The sequence below is a fragment of the Streptomyces lacaronensis genome, assembly GCF_047337785.1.
Lineage (GTDB): Bacteria > Actinomycetota > Actinomycetes > Streptomycetales > Streptomycetaceae > Streptomyces > Streptomyces lycopersici.
The window spans coordinates 2,165,804-2,180,413 of sequence record NZ_JBLHDK010000003.1; the positions used below are offsets into that span (position 1 = coordinate 2,165,804).

A 14,610-nucleotide genomic window follows, 5' to 3' on the forward strand; every position below is an offset into this window, starting at 1 on the left:
CCGCGAGCGCGGCCCGGTCCCCGGTCCGGGGCGTCAGGGGGTGAGCTGTTGGTGTCCGATGACGGAGAGCAGTTCGAGTTTGCTGTGGCTCTCCGTGCCGGGGCGGGTGGTCAGCACCACCAGGGTCTGGGCGCGGTTCTCGGTGTAGAGGAGCTGGGCGTCGACGTCGATGCGGCCGAGTTGGGGATGGAGGAGGGTCTTGCAGTCTCCGTAGCGGGCGACCTCCTGGAGTTCCCACATGCGGACGAACTCGGGGCTGTATTGCTGGAGTTCGGCGAGGATCCGGGCGGCTCGGGGGGTGTCGCTGCCGGCTGTCAGCGCGGCCCGCAAGCGCGCGGCCTGGGCGCGGCCGTGGCTTTCGTGGGTCTCCTCTGGATACACCAGACGTTCGGCCGGGTCCATGAACCAGCGGTAGTAGCCGCTGCTGGCCAGGCCGGTGTGGCGGGTCTGGTCGCCGAGCAGCGCGACGGCCAAGGGGTTCATGGCGAGGGTGTCGACCAGGTCGGTCGTTACCAGGGCCGGGGTGTCGTCCAGGCGGTCCAGGACCCGCAGCAGCGTCGGGCTGACATGTTCGGAGCGGTGGAAACGGGCCGGGGCGTTGTGACCGATGAGGACGAAGAGATGGTCGCGTTCGTCCAGGGTCAGCCGCAGCGCCCGCGCGAGAGCCGCGGTGATCTGGACGGAGGGCTGCGGAGCACGCTGCTGCTCCAGCCGGGCGTATGTAGTCGGTGGACATGCCGGCAAGCTGCGCGACCTCCTCGCGGCGCAGGCCCTGGGTACGCCGGCGGGGCCCCTCGGCCAGTCCGACGTCGCGGGGGCGCAACGTCTCACGCCGACGGCGCAGGAATTCGGCCAGTTCCTTCTTGTCCATGGCCCCATCCTCGCCGCATCCCGCCCGGCTATCCAGAGACCACCGATCCATGGCTGAGCCCCCTCGCCCGCGGGCACGAAGCCGCTCGGACGGCCGACGCAGAGGGCGCGCGCAGCAAGAAGACCCGTTGGTCACCGGACCTGGTGACCCGCTGGGAAATCCGCCGACCGTCAGCGGCGCGGTGCAGACCGTCGGTATGGACGGCCCGCGACGGCCCCCCGTCGAGGACACCCAACGCTTTGAGTGGTCCCGAGCCTCGTCGCCCGGCCGACACGACTATGGTCGCCGTGTCAGACGGCCGCTCGCGTGCCCCTCGGCGCTCAGGAAAGAGCCGGTCGCCTCCAGTGCGACGCCCGGGGCGAAGCCGAAGGCGCTTCCTGACCGTTCTGCGTCTTGGGCGAGGACCTCCCCGAGGCGGGTCGAGCTCGCGTTCGCCCATGCTGTGGCCCCACAGGACCCGCCTGTGTGCTGTTGTTCCGCCTCGGGCATTTCGGGTCGGTCAGCTGCTGGTCATCATGGCGAGGACGTCGTCGTAGGAGCCGGTGGCCACCGCGTCGCGGATAAACCTGGCGGGCTCGACGACCAGCTCCTTCGCGTCGGGCTTCTCACGCAGCAGGCCGAGGACCTCGGTGAGGAAGTCGTCCAACGGCATGGCGTGGTCGTCGTCCTGCTGGCCCAGCAGGGTCGTGCGCACGCCTGGCGGGACCACCTCGATCACCTGGACGCCGGCGTCAGCACCGGCGAGCTGGATGCGCAGGCTCTCGGAGAAGGAGTGCAGCGCGGCCTTGGTCGCGCTGTAGGCCGGGGTGCTCGGGAACGGTACGAACGCCAGCGCGGAGGTGACGTTCATGACGGCCGCGTCGTCCTTGCCCACCAGCAGCGGCAGGAAGGCGTACGTCATCCGGATCGTGCCGAGCAGATTGGTCGCGACGTGATCCTCGGCGACCTGGAGTCCGGCCGGGTCGAGGAGGTTCTCCCACTGCATGATGCCGGCGTTGTTGACCAGGACGTTCAGCTCCGGGCGGCTCGCTGCCACGGTCTCACGGGCCCGGGCAATCGAGTCGGGGTCCGCGACATCGAGGACGAGCGCGTCGATGCCCGGGTGCTCGGCCGTGATCTCGTCCAGGAGTTCCTTGCGCCGGCCGGCGACGATCACCTTGTTGCCGGCCTCGTGCAGACGCAGGGCCAGACCAAGCCCGATGCCCGAGGTTCCGCCGGTGATCAGAATCGTGTTGCCGGTCATCTTCATGGGGGTCGCGCTCCTTCGTTACGGCGGGCCGATGAGCGCCCGCGGCCTCGACCGTAGGGGCGCCCGCGCAGGGGCGGGAGAGGACGGTTTATCCATGGATCGGCGGTCTCTGCCTGGTGAAGTGGCCCCGCCCGGCGGATCCGGTGTCGTGGGCGGTGGAGGTGGCGGCGATGGTGACGTCGATGCCGAGACGGTCGTCGTCGGATGACAGCTGAGATGACGTCGAGGCGGTGACCGAGCCGCCCGGCGTCGCCACCATGCGGGCCGCCGTCGGCAAGCTCCTCCCCGTCACCCGCCAATGGGGGGAAGAGGCGCTGACGGCCCACCGCGCCTTCCACCTCACACCAACGGCATGCCGAAAGGATCATGAGCCGTCACTACCGACGACAACCCGAAAAGCTCAGTAACCGCTGTGCCGATGTAGAGGCCGAACCCGTACACAGGGGGCCTAGGATCCAGTAGTCGCATACGAGTTCCTGCGGCCTGGCGTCCAGGAATCCTGGAACCCGCGCGCCTTCGCATGCTCCTGCAATAAGGAGAACGCGCCGTCACCACCGACTACGGAACAGAGCCAAACGAGCGGTGTAACTGGGGGTGGTTGTTACTGCCGGGCTGCTGAGAGTCGGCCGTCGAAGGTGATGTCGAAGGCGTTCAGTGCGGTCTTCCAGCGCATGGTCCAGCGGGCCTGGCCCTTGCCGGTGGGATCGAGGGACATGATCGCCATGTACTGACCCACCAGGGCTACTACGCGTACTACGGCGACATCGTGCACTTCATGGCCGGCCTCCCGCTCCCCCGCGAGACCGCCTCGCGGGCACAGTGGCTCGACGGAGAACCCACCGCCCGGCAACGGTGGCGCGCCCTGGTCACCGCACGCCGCGACCAGGTGCGCGCAGCACCGTGAATCAGCCGCTGGTCAGGGGGTGAGGTCCAGGACGCGGACCCGTTCGCCTTCCCACCGCTTCGGGGTGGTGGTGGCGACGACCGCCCCGTCGGGCCGCTCGGGGGTGGGCTGCGCCGCGTACCGGCTGTGTGCCGCTGCCCACGTCGCCTCTTTCGCCACGGCCAGCGCGGCGGACAGGTCCAGGTCCAGGACGGTGATGCCCGGCAGGGCGGCCAGATGCTCGGCCGTGCCCGGCCGGGCACGGTCCGCTTCGACCAGCGCACACGAAGGGGCGTAGAGGAACCAGCCGGGTTCGGCGTGGGCCCGGTGGATGAGGCGGGAGGCGAGGACGTTGCCCTGGCCGGCCGCGGCCATGGCCGTCTCGTCCAGCACGATGTGCAGTTCGCTCACGGGGCGGTCACCGCGGCCAGGCGCCGGTCCAGCTCACTGTCCAGGTCGCCCTGCTCGGCCGCCGACGGGGCATAGCCGTTCCACTTCTGCAGCGTGGCCAGGGCCTTCTCCGCTCGCTCGGCACGCTCGGCCGGGGTGAGCAGCGTCTCGGCCAGACGCGCCAGATACGCGCGCAGCGACAGGCCCTCGGCGGCCGCGATCGCGGCGAGCCGGTCCTTGGCCTCCTCGGGGATACGGACATTGGCATCAGACATGATCGTGCTCCTTTCCACCCCCGAAGGGTACGGGTACGTACCCGCACACGTCACATAGACGCGGGAACCTGCCAACGCGCGCCAGGGCGGGCACGCGGACCCGACAATGAGCGCATGGGCGTCCCTGAGCTGCTCGAATCAGCTTCCCTGCTGGTTCCGGAAGAGACCGCCACCGAGAACGACATCACAGAAGCTTCTATAGATCGTCAAGCTGCAGGAGACGGCCCGGGTGCGCTGGTGAGGTGGCGGTAGACCTATCGCGCGACGAAGCGCTTGAGGCAGCTGAAGATGTCCTTCGTCTTGAGTCCTTCGACGGTGGACGTAGTCGCGGGTGCGCGGGTCGTGACGCATGCGGACCAGCACGATTGTGTGCAGCGCGCGGTTGGCCTGGCGGTCGCCACCACGGTTGAGTCGGTGGCGGTCTGTGCGCCCGGATGAGGCTGGCACAGGTGAGGCGGCGCACAGGTGAGCGACTGAGGCCTCTGAAGCGAGCCTGTCGGGGTTGTCACCGACGGTGACCAGTAGCTGCCCGGCGGTCTCGGTCCCGACGCCCGGCAGCGCGAGCAGACCGGGGGCGGTGCGAGCCGGTCCTGCACGTACGCACACAGCCGCTCGTTCACGGTCAGCTTCGCCGCCTTCGGCCGCCGGGCCCGCCGCTCTGCATACCACTGCGCGGTGGACGCCCGATACTCCACACGATAGGTCCGCGTGGAATCGTTCCGGCGGAGCTCTCGCGAGATCGTCGACGGCGACCGGCCCAGCCGCCTCGCGACGTCATTCTCGCGGCCTGGGCGGGCCACACGGCGATGTCCTCGCGCTCGGCGAACGACAGGTAGCGCCCTGACACCGTCGGTGAAAGGTTCGGATTCACGCCGCCAGCGTGGCGAAACCACCGAGTCCCGACCGCAGGCGACACACCGCTCTCGCCCGCCGCCTCCTCATAGCGCAGCCCCTTGGCGATGGCAGCCCAGAACCGGACACGATCCTCTCGCCACGCGACCGTCAGACGACCCGGCGACGGCATCTGCCCCCGATACTCACGGGCCCTGCGCTGCTGCGGACCAACACCCATCACGCCACCTCCGACTACGAGGTGTTGCGACGATCAGTTGAATCCATCCCGCCGGAACGGTTCAGGGCCTTCCTTGAGGATCCAGTTGGTCAACTGACGCACGACAGTGAAGAGCCGGGCCGCCCACACCCATTGACGGATACCGCGGCGAGCCGCGACAAGCTCGCAGATCAGGGTGGCCACAGGGAGGACGACTGGCTAGTTGCCGAATGCAACGGCGACAACGCTCCCGCCAAAGGGCCGTCAAACGGTGACAGGAATGTGAGACACGAGCCCCCACAGGGAGCAATAAAGCCCCCTCTGACCTGGGAATTTGACTTGATCACTAGAATCCGGTCCCATCATATTGGGATGTACGTCCTGTACATTTTTTATGGAGCCAACGACACCGCGAACGACGACGCCGAGAGGTGACGCGATGGAACGACCGACCGCGCGCTATGTCCTGCCCGAGTTCACCGAGCGCACCGGCTCGGCGACGCACACCATGGACCCGTACTCCAAGCTGCTCTCCGAGCGCATCGTCTTCCTCGGCACCCCGATCGACGACACCGCCGCCAACGATGTGATCGCGCAGCTGATCCATCTCGAGCACGCCGCGCCCGACCAGGACATCTCGCTCTACATCAATTCGCCCGGCGGCTCGTTCGGGGCCATGACGGCGGTCTACGACACCATGCACTTCGTCTCCTGCGACATCGAGACGGTCTGCCTGGGCCAGGCCGCCTCGGCGGCCGCCGTGCTGCTGGCCGCCGGCACCCCGGGCAAGCGCCTGGCCCTGCCGGGCGCGCGCGTCCTCATCCACCAGGCCGCGTTCAGTGAACCGGTCGAGGGCACCACCTCGGACCTGGAGATCCAGGCCAATGAGTTGCGGCGCACCCAGCGGATGCTCGAGGAGATGCTGGCGCGGCACACCGGCCGGAGCGCCGAGCGGATCCGGGCCGACATCGACCGCGACAAGGTCTTCGACGCCGAGGGCGCGATGGCCTACGGGCTGGTGGACGAGGTCACCCAGAGCCGTAAGCGGCCGGGCCCGCCGCCGCGGACGAGGTGAGCGCGATGCTGCCACCGGAGCTGCCCCCGCTGCCCGCGCTCACCCGCGCGGAGGGGAATGTGATCGACGGCTATCTGGAGGTGGCCGATCTGCTGGGCCGGATCAATCCGGCGCGCGGCCATGACACCTACGGCAGTCTGCGGGCCGCCCAGGCGCTGGTGGGGAAGGCCACCGCGCTGCGGGACGCGCTGACGCTGATGCATGAGCGCGGGGAGAGCGAACTGCACACCGCGACCCTGGCCCGGGCGCTGCGAGTGCTGGACGGTGAGCGGCGCACGGAGCGCGTCACGCTGCCCCCGGCGCTGCGGGCCTGATGGCCGCGCTCGTCAGGGGCGCGGGGCGGCCGGCCCCGTCGCCCGAACGGCGGAGCGGGATTCCGGCGCCACGACCGGGATCGGCTTGCGTCCCGCGGCCGCACCGGGTCCGTTCCACCGCCCGCCCCACCACGCCGCAGCACGGCCGTTCGGGCAGGTCATCGCCGTGGGACGGAGCGGTCGGCACCACCCGAACGGCCCCGTAGTGACCTCCGTCACATCGCGCCCTCTCGAGTCGGAACCGCCGGTGCGCCTGCGTGACCATCCCTGGAGACGACAGGACCCCGCCACCGCACCGGGGCGGGGTCGGCTCACGAAGGGTTTCGTGTGATGTCTGCGCACATACGTATCCCCAGGATGTTCTCCCGAGCAAGCGCCGTCTCCGCCCTCACCGTCGCCGCCGTGGGCGGCACCGTGGCGACGCCGGGCTGCCCACCGGAGGCCGAGGCCGCGACCGTCGCCGCCAAGGCGCTGCGGATCGCGGCCGCCAAGAAGGGCGCACCGTACACGTACGGCGCGGCGGGGCCGAAGCGCTTCGACTGCTCCGGGCTGACGCAGTACGCCTACAAGCGGGCCGGAAAGCGGCTGCCGCGCACCGCCGCCGCCCAGTACAACCGGACCCGCCATATCAAGGCCGCCTCCCGCAAGGGCGGTGACCTGGTGTTCTTCCATTCCGGCAGCGGGGTGTACCACGTCGGGGTGTACGCGGGCGGCGGCCGCCTCTGGCACGCCCCCAAGACCGGCGAGGTGGTGCGGCTGGAGCGGATCTGGACCAAGAAGGTCTGGTACGGACATGTGCGCTGACCCGCCGTAGGCGTCAGTGGCCGTGGGTAGGTTCACGGGGCCGGGACACCGCCGTGGACCGGCCACGTCGACCACCGGAGGCATCGCATGGCGTATCTCAACCCGGTCCGGCACATCACCTTCGACGCCCGTGATCCCCACGCCCTCGCACGGTTCTGGTCCCGGCTGACCGGCTACCCCCTGGAGGACTCCGATCCGGACGGCGAATGGGCGCTGATCAGCCCGGGGCAACCCGGGGTGCCGGGGCTGCTGTTCCTGCGGGTCCCGGACGCCAAGGCCGTCAAGAACCGGGTGCACCTGGACATCCAGCCGCCGTCGGGCACCCGGGACGCCGAGGTGGAGCGGCTGATCGGGCTCGGCGCGCGCGTCGTGGACGACCGGCGCACGGAGGACGGGCTGGGGTGGGTGGTGATGTCCGATGTCGAGGGCAATGAGTTCTGTGTGGAGCGCGGCGCCGTCGAGCGCGGTGTGGTGCCGGCATGAGCGAGCCCTTCCAGGCGGACCGGACCTACGACCAGGTGTATCTGCTCTTCGTCGACACCTCCGGGTATTCGACGATCGTCCGCTCGAACCCCAGGGACCGCGCAGCCCACGCCTTCGATCTGCTGCGCGAGCGGATGCGCGCGCGGATCGAGCAGTTCTCGGCCCAGCACCGCTGTGCCCGCGGCGACTTATGGAGCTGGCGCGGCGACGGGGGCTTCTTCGCGGTCCACGACGACCGCGAGAGCGTGGCCCGCGATGTCGCGCTGGAGTCGGCCCGCACCTTTCTCACCCTCGATCTGCGCCATCTGCGGGACGAGTTCGCCCAGGCGGGGGTGGAGGGCGAGCTGCATGTGCGGATGGCGCTGCACAAGGGGGCGATACGGCACACCGGCGAGGGCCGGACCGGCACCATCCACTCCCCCGACATCAATCTGGCCGCGCATCTGGAGAAGGCCACTCCGCCGGACTGCCTGGCGGTCTCGGAGGATGTGTACCGCACCGCTGGTCCGTATGCGGAGCTGTTCGCCCACGTGGGAAGCCATGAGGGCAAGGACGTCTATCTGATGGCGGGCGACGGCGGCCCGGACGGGGCGGCCAAGGCATGGCTGGCGGGCCGGGGGCTCACGGACGGCTCCCCGGTGCACGCGTATCCGGAGCGGCCGAGCCCGCAGGAGAAGGCGCGGCTGCTGGACGCGGCGGCCGAGGAGGTCCTGGACATGGGGACGGCGCTGCGCACCACCTCCGGCCGGCTGGTCACCACCGAGCGCCCGGCCCGCTTCCGCGACGCGGTCCTCGGGCTGCTGCGCCGGGGCGGCACGTACCACTGCTATCTGCTGGACCCATCCTCGGACGCGGCGGCCACGCTCTCCCGCCAGTACCAGGAGGACATGACGCGGAAGATCAAGGATTCGCTGGAGCGGTTCGGCCGTTTCAAGGAGCGCTACGGGTCGGAGGCCGACGGCCTGCGGGTCTACCAGACGGAGGAGTTTCCCGGCTTCTCGGCGCTCACCATCGATATGCGCGGATCGAGCGGGCTGATCCTGTACTCCTCGTATCTGATGGGCACGAGCCGGTACGGGGTGATCGAGCGCGGCGATATGCCGCACTATCTGATCGGCCCGGCCGCCGGGCGGGTCTACACCCGGATTCGCCAGCTGGCCGAGGCGCGGGGCTCGGAGGGGCGGGCCCAGCGCGTGCTGTGAGCGGTTCGGGCGGATCGGGGCGATCCGGCCGGGCCCGGCGGACGGGGACGGTCCACCCTTCAGCGGACGCGGACGCGGACGGGGACGGTCCACCCGCTCAGCGGACCGGGACGGTCCACGGCAGGGCGATCCAGACGGTCTTGCCGCCGTCCGCGGTCGGGGTGACGAACACCTCGCCGCCCGACTCCGCGGCCAGACAGCGGACGATCACCATCCCGCGCCCGCTGTCCTGCTGGGTGGCCAGCGGCAGCCACCTGGGCCACTTCGGATGGCTGTCGGTGACCCCGATCTCCAGCCGCTGCTCGCGGTCGAGCCGTAGGTCCACGGTGAAGGTGGGCGACTGGCCCACGGTGTGCTCCACGGCGTTGGTGGCGAGCTCGGAGACCATCAGCCGCACGGTGTCGGCGGCCTCGGCTCCCGCCCCGAGCCCCCATTCGGCGAGCACGTCCGTGACATAGGCGCGTGCCGCGGGAACCGACGCCGGTGCGCTCGGCAGAGTGACGGATGCTTCCTGATGGTCTGCCATGACGGCCTGTCCCTTTCCGGCCGGGGCGCGGCTGCGGACGCTTTTCGAGGGTGGTGCTGCGAAGCCGGTGGTCGTGGGCTGCCCCGACGGCTCTACGCGTCAGACTGCCACCAATGGCCTCTGTAGCGGGGGCGATCCACCGAGTTATGCATATATCCGTCGCCCAAAGCGGTGAACTCTGCTACGGAAAACCGGATTTGGAAGGCACACTGGGCCACTGGTGCGGACACGCGCTGTGGGTGACGCGCCAAAAGGAAGGCGGAGGGAGAACTGATGCGATACGGCCCGGCGGTGCGTCGCCGCAAGCTCGGTGCGGAACTGCGCCGCCAGCGCGATCTGGCCGGACTCACCAGCGGTGAGGTCGCCCACCGGCTGGGCTGGCACCAGTCGAAGGTGAGCCGGATCGAGACCGGGCGGAGCGGCGCCAAGCCCTCGGATGTGGCACGGCTGCTGGAGGTCTACCAGGTCGCCGACCCGGAGCTGCGTGCCCTGCTGGAGGCGCTGTGCCGTGGGGGCGCCTCGGATCCGGAGGGGTCACGGCGCGGCTGGTGGTACGCGTACCGCGATCTGCTGCCGCCCGCCTACCGGGATTTCATCAGCCTGGAGGCGGAGGCGTCGGACGCGTACACCCTGGAGACCACGGTGGTGCCGGGCCTGCTGCAGACCCCGGACTACGCCCGTGCGGTGACCCTCGCGGCGCTCCCGGATCTGCCGGGGCCGCAGGTGGACTCGCTGGTGGAGGTGCGGATCGCGCGCCAGTCCGTGCTGCACGGCGAGCGGCCGCTGCGGCTGCACGCGGTGCTCGACGAGGCGGCGCTGCGGCGCGAAGTGGGCGGGCCCGGAGTGATGACGGCGCAATTGCGCCATCTGGCCGAACTCCACGCATTGCCTCAGGTGCAGCTACAGGTGCTGCCATTCTCTATCGGAATGCCCATCGGTATGACAGGTCCTTTCATTATTTTCTCTTTTCCGCACATTAGTGACCTGGACGTAGTAGTTCTCGACCACTTGACGAGTAGCCTCTATCTGGAGCGGAAAGAAGACCTCCGGGCGTACAGCGCCGCGTTCGAAGTACTGCGCGCTCACGCCCTGACACCTGAGGAATCGTTGTCCTTCATCAACAAAATCGGGGGCGGCGCCTGAGGGGGCACCATGTCCAAAATGTCCGCTAACTCCGTCGACTGGCTGCGCAGCAGCTACAGCGTCGGAATGAACAACTGCGTCGAGACGGCCCTGCTGGGGCCCGACCGGCTCGGCGTGCGCGATTCGAAGAACACGGCGGGCCCCGTCCTGCTGTTCACCCCGTCGACCTGGGTCTCCTTCCTCGAGGGACTCAAGGGCGACGGCCCCGGCTCCGGCACCTCCCGCTCGACCGGAACCGGAAGCTGATCCGTCAGTGAAGTACCTCTTCCACCGGTGAGCTGATCCGCTCGCCATCCCGTCAGTGAGCCATCAGGCGGTCGGCGCGGTTCTCACGATCACGTCGACCGCCCCTTCGACCTGCGCCTCCGTCAGATCCCCGCGCGCGGTCAGCCGCAGCCGGGAGACGCCGTCCGGAACGGACGGCGGGCGGAAGCACCCCACCATCAGCCCGGCCGCGCGGCAGTCCGCGGCCCAGCGCACCGCCTTCTCCGGCGACGGGGCCCGCACCGACACCACCGACGCGTCCGGCCGCACCGCGGCCAGCCCGGCGGCGGTCAGCCGCCCGTACAGCCCCATGGCGACCGTGCGGACGCGGGTGGCGCGCTCCGGCTCCCGGCGCAGCAGGCGCAGGCTCGCCAGGGCGGCGCCCACGGCCGCCGGGTTGAGCCCGGTATCGAAGATGAACGTCCGCGCGGAGTTCACCAGATGGTCGATGACCCGGGCGGGCCCCAGCACCGCCCCGCCCTGGCTGCCCAGTGACTTGGAGAGGGTCGCCGTGACCACCACGTCCGGCGCGCCCGCGAGTCCGGCCTCATGCACCGCGCCGCGGCCGCCCTCGCCGAGCACCCCCAGGCCGTGCGCCTCGTCCACCACCAGCGCCGCGCCGTACGGCCGGGAGGCACCGGCGAGGGCGGCCAGCGGGGCGGCGTCGCCGTCGACGGAGAAGACCGCGTCGCTGACGACGAGGGCGCGCCGCCGCGCCTCCCCCGCGTCCGCTTCATCTGCTTCATCCGCTTCGTCCGCCCCGGCCGCGTCCAGCGCCTTGCGTACGGCGTCCGGGTCGGCGTGCGGGACGACGGCGATCTCGGCGCGGGAGAGCCGGCAGCCGTCGATGAGCGAGGCGTGGTTGTCCGCGTCGGAGACGACCAGTGCGTCCCGGCCGCTCAGCGCGGAGACGGCGGCCAGATTGGCCGCGTAGCCGGAGGAGAACACCAGGGCCGCCTCGAATCCGCAGAACTCGGCGAGTTCCCGCTCCAGCGTGGCGTGCAGCTCGGTGGAGCCGGTGACCAGGCGCGACCCGGTCGACCCCGCGCCCCAGCGGTGCGCCGCCACGGCCGCGGCGGCCGTCACCTCCGGATGCCGGGCCAGCCCCAGATAGTCATTGCTCGCCAGATCGAGCAGCGGGGAGTCGGCGGGGCGGGGGCTGAGCCGGCGCACCAGCCCCGCCCGGTCGCGCCGCTCCCGCTGTGCGTCGATCCATGCGAACGCGTCGTGGCGGTCCTGGGGCATCGGCTGCCTCGCCTTCCGTGGCCTCGTCTCGGGCACCGGCTGTCGGGTCCGGATAGAACGTAGCCTCGTCCATGCCCGGTCATGATGTGGCAATACACACACCCCGATCAGCGCGTCTTGTACGGTCCCTCCTTGGCCGCGGGCGGTGGGGTAGGAAAGGATCGTCGCCATGGACCTGCTGAACACGCTGGTGGAGAAGGGGCTGCGGCGCGAGACGCCCACCCGCGAAGAGGCGCTCGCCGTCCTGGCGACCTCCGATGACGAGCTGCTCGACGTGGTGGCCGCGGCGGGCAAGGTGCGCCGCGCCTGGTTCGGGCGGCGGGTGAAGCTCAACTATCTGGTGAACCTCAAGTCGGGGCTGTGCCCCGAGGACTGCTCGTACTGCTCGCAGCGGCTGGGCTCGAAGTCCGAGATCCTCAAGTACACCTGGCTCAAGCCGGAGCAGGCGGCCGCCGCGGCGGGCGCCGGGGTCGCGGGCGGCGCCAAGCGGGTGTGCCTGGTCGCCAGCGGACGCGGCCCGACCGACCGCGACGTGGACCGGGTCTCCCGGACCATCGCCGCCATCAAGGAGGAGCACCAGGACGTCGAGATCTGCGCCTGTCTGGGGCTGCTGTCCGACGGCCAGGCGGAGCGGCTGAAGGACGCGGGGGCGAACGCGTACAACCACAACCTCAACACCTCCGAGGCGACATACGGCGACATCACCACCACCCACACCTACGCCGACCGGGTCTCGACCGTACAGCAGGCCCAGGCTGCGGGGATGTCCGCCTGCTCCGGGCTGATCGCGGGCATGGGCGAGTCGGACGAGGACCTGGTGGACGTGGTCTTCTCGCTGCGCGAGCTGGACCCGGATTCGGTGCCGGTCAACTTCCTCATCCCGATCGAGGGCACCCCGCTGGCCGGGGACTGGAACCTCACCCCGCAGCGCTGTCTGCGGATCCTGGCCATGGTGCGGTTCGTCTGCCCGGACGTCGAGGTGCGGCTCGCGGGCGGCCGCGAGATCCATCTGCGGACGCTCCAGCCGCTGGCCCTGAACCTGGCGAACTCGATCTTCCTCGGCGACTATCTGACCACCGAGGGCCAGGCGGGCAAGGACGATCTGGCGATGATCGCCGACGCGGGCTTCGAGGTCGAGGGCACCGATACGACGACGCTGCCCGCGCACCGCGCGGACGCGGCTGCCGCCGCCGGTTCCGGCTGCGGCGGTCACGGCGCGGAGGGCGGCGGCTGCGGCCCGTGCGGCGACGCGGCGCCCGCCGACGCCGCGCCCGCCGACGCGGTATCCGCCGACGCCGTATCCGCTGACGCCGTACCGGCACAGGCGGCGGCCGGTGCGACGGTGGCCGCCCCGGCGGGCACGCGGGGGTCCCACGCCGGCCTGGTCGCGGTGCGCCGCCGCGGCGCGGGCACGGATCTGCCGCCCAATGCCTGAGCCGCTGGCCCCGGCCGAGCTGCGGGAGCTGGACCGGCAGCACGTCTGGCATCCGTACGGCCCGATGCCCGGCCGCCAGGACCCGCTGGTCGTGGAGTCCGCAGCCGGGGTCCGGCTGCGGCTGGCCGAGCCGGTGGAGGGCGTCCGCGAGCTGGTGGACGGGATGTCGTCGTGGTGGTCCGCCATCCACGGCTACAACCACCCGGCGCTCAACGACGCCGCGCGCGGTCAGCTCGACCGGATGAGCCATGTGATGTTCGGCGGGCTCACCCATGAGCCCGCCGTCCGGCTGGCCACCCGGCTGGTGGAGATCACGCCCGAGCCGCTCCAGCACGTCTTCCTCGCCGACTCCGGTTCGGTGTCGGTCGAGGTCGCGGTGAAGATGTGCCTCCAGTACTGGCGCTCCCTCGGCCGCCCCGCCAAGCGGCGGCTGCTGACCTGGCGCGGCGGCTACCACGGCGACACCTGGCAGCCGATGGCGGTGTGCGACCCGGAGGGCGGTATGCACCGTCTGTGGTCCGGTGTGCTGCCGGAGCAGATCTTCGCGGACGCGCCGCCGCCCGGCTTCGACGCGGACCCCGACCCGGCGTACGAGCGCCACGTCCGTGAGCTGGTGGCCCGTCACGCCCATGAGGTGGCCGCGGTGATCGTGGAGCCGGTGGTGCAGGGCGCGGGCGGGATGCGCTTCCACTCCCCCGCGCTGCTGCGGGTGCTGCGCGAGGCGTGCGACGAGCACGACGTGCTGCTGGTGTTCGACGAGATCGCCACGGGCTTCGGCCGCTCGGGCGCGCTCTTCGCGGCCGGGCACGCGGGGGTGTGCCCCGATGTGATGTGTCTGGGCAAGGCGCTGACCGGGGGTTATCTGACTCTCGCCGCCACCTTGTGCACCCCGCGGGTGGCGGAGGGCATCTCGCGCGGCGAGGTGCCGGTGCTCGCCCACGGCCCGACCTTCATGGGCAATCCGCTGGCCACGGCCGTGGCCAGCGCCTCGATCGATCTGCTGCTCTCCTACGACTGGCGGCAGGAGGTCAAGCGGATCGAGACCGGGCTGCGGGACGGTCTCGCGGAGGCCGCCGCCGTGCCGGGCGTGCGGGACGTACGGGTGCTCGGCGCGATCGGCGTCGTCCAGCTGGACCGTCCGATGGACGACGCGGCGATGGCGGCGGCGACACGGGCCGCGGTGCGCGAGGGCGTATGGCTGCGCCCGTTCCGCGATCTGCTGTACACCATGCCGCCGTACATCACCGGGGACCACGATCTGGCCCGGATCTGCGCGGCGGTCCGGGCGGCCGCCGCGGCGGCCGTCTGACCCGCCCGCCCCGCTCGCGGTCGGCGCTTCCCAGGGAAACGGAGACCGACCGCGGGCCGGGGCATGCGAGGGCGGCCCGGAGCTCACCCCG

16 protein-coding genes and 4 pseudogenes are annotated in these 14,610 nt (G+C 70.9%); 10 read left to right on the forward strand and 10 right to left on the reverse strand.

All coding sequences use genetic code 11. The features are described from left to right. Window positions 1-33: 33 nt before the first annotated feature. From ACMTAK_RS09495 to ACMTAK_RS09510, 4 genes and pseudogenes are all read right to left on the reverse strand, one after another. A pseudogene (locus tag ACMTAK_RS09495) lies at window positions 34-871 on the reverse strand (helix-turn-helix transcriptional regulator). A 499-nt stretch (window positions 872-1,370) separates the two neighbouring features. Beyond that, window positions 1,371-2,120 (reverse strand): SDR family oxidoreductase, encoded by a 750-nt coding sequence (locus tag ACMTAK_RS09500; protein ID WP_413805795.1) that lies wholly within the window; start codon window positions 2,118-2,120, stop codon window positions 1,371-1,373. An 88-nt stretch (window positions 2,121-2,208) separates the two neighbouring features. After that, window positions 2,209-2,379, reverse strand: a complete 171-nt coding sequence (locus ACMTAK_RS09505) for a hypothetical protein (RefSeq protein WP_413805796.1) — start codon at window positions 2,377-2,379, stop codon at window positions 2,209-2,211. Between the two features lie 342 nt (window positions 2,380-2,721). Continuing rightward, window positions 2,722-2,862: pseudogene (locus ACMTAK_RS09510) on the reverse strand (IS256 family transposase); the annotation flags it as partial. Between the two features lie 33 nt (window positions 2,863-2,895). On the opposite strand from ACMTAK_RS09510, the gene ACMTAK_RS09515 reads away from it, so the two are divergent. After that, entirely contained in the window at window positions 2,896-3,024 is a 129-nt protein-coding gene (locus ACMTAK_RS09515) for a hypothetical protein (RefSeq protein WP_413805797.1), read from the forward strand. Between the two features lie 12 nt (window positions 3,025-3,036). Here the strand turns inward: ACMTAK_RS09515 and ACMTAK_RS09520 are convergent, their stop codons facing one another. The 4 genes and pseudogenes from ACMTAK_RS09520 to ACMTAK_RS09535 form a co-directional block, all read right to left on the reverse strand. After that, window positions 3,037-3,405 (reverse strand): PIN domain-containing protein, encoded by a 369-nt coding sequence (locus tag ACMTAK_RS09520; protein ID WP_413812836.1) that lies wholly within the window; start codon window positions 3,403-3,405, stop codon window positions 3,037-3,039. 5 nt (window positions 3,406-3,410) lie between these two features. Continuing rightward, window positions 3,411-3,668 (reverse strand): hypothetical protein, encoded by a 258-nt coding sequence (locus ACMTAK_RS09525; RefSeq protein WP_413805798.1) that lies wholly within the window; start codon window positions 3,666-3,668, stop codon window positions 3,411-3,413. A 254-nt stretch (window positions 3,669-3,922) separates the two neighbouring features. Continuing rightward, window positions 3,923-4,244, reverse strand: a pseudogene (locus tag ACMTAK_RS09530) (transposase); the annotation flags it as partial. A gap of 2 nt (window positions 4,245-4,246) precedes the next feature. Next, window positions 4,247-4,740 (reverse strand): annotated as a pseudogene (locus tag ACMTAK_RS09535) (transposase); the annotation flags it as partial. Window positions 4,741-5,158: 418 nt separating this feature from the next. Between ACMTAK_RS09535 and ACMTAK_RS09540 the strand changes: the two are divergent. The 5 genes from ACMTAK_RS09540 (at window position 5,159) to ACMTAK_RS09560 (ending at window position 8,597) form a co-directional block, all read left to right on the forward strand. After that, on the forward strand, window positions 5,159-5,794 hold the full coding sequence (locus tag ACMTAK_RS09540; RefSeq protein ID WP_413805799.1) for an ATP-dependent Clp protease proteolytic subunit: 636 nt from the start codon (window positions 5,159-5,161) through the stop codon (window positions 5,792-5,794). Between the two features lie 5 nt (window positions 5,795-5,799). After that, entirely contained in the window at window positions 5,800-6,108 is a 309-nt protein-coding gene (locus ACMTAK_RS09545) for a hypothetical protein (RefSeq protein WP_413805800.1), read from the forward strand. 330 nt (window positions 6,109-6,438) lie between these two features. Next, window positions 6,439-6,912, forward strand: coding sequence for a C40 family peptidase (locus ACMTAK_RS09550; RefSeq protein WP_413805801.1), 474 nt, complete (start codon window positions 6,439-6,441; stop codon window positions 6,910-6,912). 87 nt (window positions 6,913-6,999) lie between these two features. Beyond that, window positions 7,000-7,395: a VOC family protein gene (locus tag ACMTAK_RS09555; RefSeq protein WP_413805802.1), complete on the forward strand. Its 396-nt coding sequence runs from the start codon at window positions 7,000-7,002 to the stop codon at window positions 7,393-7,395. After that, window positions 7,392-8,597 carry a nucleotidyl cyclase domain-containing protein gene (locus ACMTAK_RS09560; protein ID WP_413805803.1) on the forward strand — a complete coding sequence of 402 codons (1,206 nt, stop codon included), beginning with the start codon at window positions 7,392-7,394 and terminating at the stop codon, window positions 8,595-8,597. Before ACMTAK_RS09555 ends, ACMTAK_RS09560 begins: the two co-directional genes overlap by 4 nt. Before the next feature lie 97 nt (window positions 8,598-8,694). On the opposite strand, the gene ACMTAK_RS09565 is transcribed toward ACMTAK_RS09560, so the two are convergent. Then, complete coding sequence (locus ACMTAK_RS09565) at window positions 8,695-9,123, reverse strand: ATP-binding protein (RefSeq protein ID WP_413805804.1); 429 nt, start codon at window positions 9,121-9,123, stop codon at window positions 8,695-8,697. 273 nt (window positions 9,124-9,396) lie between these two features. Between ACMTAK_RS09565 and ACMTAK_RS09570 the strand changes: the two genes are divergently transcribed. Continuing rightward, window positions 9,397-10,266 carry a helix-turn-helix domain-containing protein gene (locus tag ACMTAK_RS09570; RefSeq protein WP_413805805.1) on the forward strand — a complete coding sequence of 290 codons (870 nt, stop codon included), beginning with the start codon at window positions 9,397-9,399 and terminating at the stop codon, window positions 10,264-10,266. An 18-nt stretch (window positions 10,267-10,284) separates the two neighbouring features. Then, complete coding sequence (locus ACMTAK_RS09575) at window positions 10,285-10,512, forward strand: DUF397 domain-containing protein (protein ID WP_413805806.1); 228 nt, start codon at window positions 10,285-10,287, stop codon at window positions 10,510-10,512. A 63-nt stretch (window positions 10,513-10,575) separates the two neighbouring features. On the opposite strand, the gene ACMTAK_RS09580 is transcribed toward ACMTAK_RS09575, so the two are convergent. Continuing rightward, on the reverse strand, window positions 10,576-11,775 hold the full coding sequence (locus ACMTAK_RS09580; RefSeq protein ID WP_413805807.1) for an 8-amino-7-oxononanoate synthase: 1,200 nt from the start codon (window positions 11,773-11,775) through the stop codon (window positions 10,576-10,578). 169 nt (window positions 11,776-11,944) lie between these two features. On the opposite strand from ACMTAK_RS09580, the gene bioB reads away from it, so the two are divergent. Together bioB and ACMTAK_RS09590 are read left to right on the forward strand one after the other, a co-directional pair. Next, window positions 11,945-13,210, forward strand: a complete 1,266-nt coding sequence (gene bioB / locus ACMTAK_RS09585; protein ID WP_413805808.1) for a biotin synthase BioB — start codon at window positions 11,945-11,947, stop codon at window positions 13,208-13,210. Further along, on the forward strand, window positions 13,203-14,519 hold the full coding sequence (locus tag ACMTAK_RS09590) for an adenosylmethionine--8-amino-7-oxononanoate transaminase (protein WP_413805809.1): 1,317 nt from the start codon (window positions 13,203-13,205) through the stop codon (window positions 14,517-14,519). Before bioB ends, ACMTAK_RS09590 begins: the two co-directional genes overlap by 8 nt. Window positions 14,520-14,610: the final 91 nt, after the last annotated feature.

Excerpts from the sequence above, each read along its gene's own strand:
- ACMTAK_RS09500 (WP_413805795.1), bottom strand. The coding sequence starts at position 2,120 with ATGAAGATGACCGGCAACACGATTCTGATCACCGGCGGAACCTCGGGC.
- ACMTAK_RS09505 (WP_413805796.1), bottom strand. The coding sequence starts at position 2,379 with ATGGTGGCGACGCCGGGCGGCTCGGTCACCGCCTCGACGTCATCTCAG.
- ACMTAK_RS09515 (WP_413805797.1), top strand. The coding sequence starts at position 2,896 with ATGGCCGGCCTCCCGCTCCCCCGCGAGACCGCCTCGCGGGCACAGTGG.
- ACMTAK_RS09525 (WP_413805798.1), bottom strand. The coding sequence starts at position 3,668 with ATGTCTGATGCCAATGTCCGTATCCCCGAGGAGGCCAAGGACCGGCTC.
- ACMTAK_RS09540 (WP_413805799.1), top strand. The coding sequence starts at position 5,159 with ATGGAACGACCGACCGCGCGCTATGTCCTGCCCGAGTTCACCGAGCGC.
- ACMTAK_RS09545 (WP_413805800.1), top strand. The coding sequence starts at position 5,800 with ATGCTGCCACCGGAGCTGCCCCCGCTGCCCGCGCTCACCCGCGCGGAG.
- ACMTAK_RS09550 (WP_413805801.1), top strand. The coding sequence starts at position 6,439 with ATGTCTGCGCACATACGTATCCCCAGGATGTTCTCCCGAGCAAGCGCC.
- ACMTAK_RS09555 (WP_413805802.1), top strand. The coding sequence starts at position 7,000 with ATGGCGTATCTCAACCCGGTCCGGCACATCACCTTCGACGCCCGTGAT.
- ACMTAK_RS09560 (WP_413805803.1), top strand. The coding sequence starts at position 7,392 with ATGAGCGAGCCCTTCCAGGCGGACCGGACCTACGACCAGGTGTATCTG.
- ACMTAK_RS09565 (WP_413805804.1), bottom strand. The coding sequence starts at position 9,123 with ATGGCAGACCATCAGGAAGCATCCGTCACTCTGCCGAGCGCACCGGCG.
- ACMTAK_RS09570 (WP_413805805.1), top strand. The coding sequence starts at position 9,397 with ATGCGATACGGCCCGGCGGTGCGTCGCCGCAAGCTCGGTGCGGAACTG.
- ACMTAK_RS09575 (WP_413805806.1), top strand. The coding sequence starts at position 10,285 with ATGTCCGCTAACTCCGTCGACTGGCTGCGCAGCAGCTACAGCGTCGGA.
- ACMTAK_RS09580 (WP_413805807.1), bottom strand. The coding sequence starts at position 11,775 with ATGCCCCAGGACCGCCACGACGCGTTCGCATGGATCGACGCACAGCGG.
- bioB (WP_413805808.1), top strand. The coding sequence starts at position 11,945 with ATGGACCTGCTGAACACGCTGGTGGAGAAGGGGCTGCGGCGCGAGACG.
- ACMTAK_RS09590 (WP_413805809.1), top strand. The coding sequence starts at position 13,203 with ATGCCTGAGCCGCTGGCCCCGGCCGAGCTGCGGGAGCTGGACCGGCAG.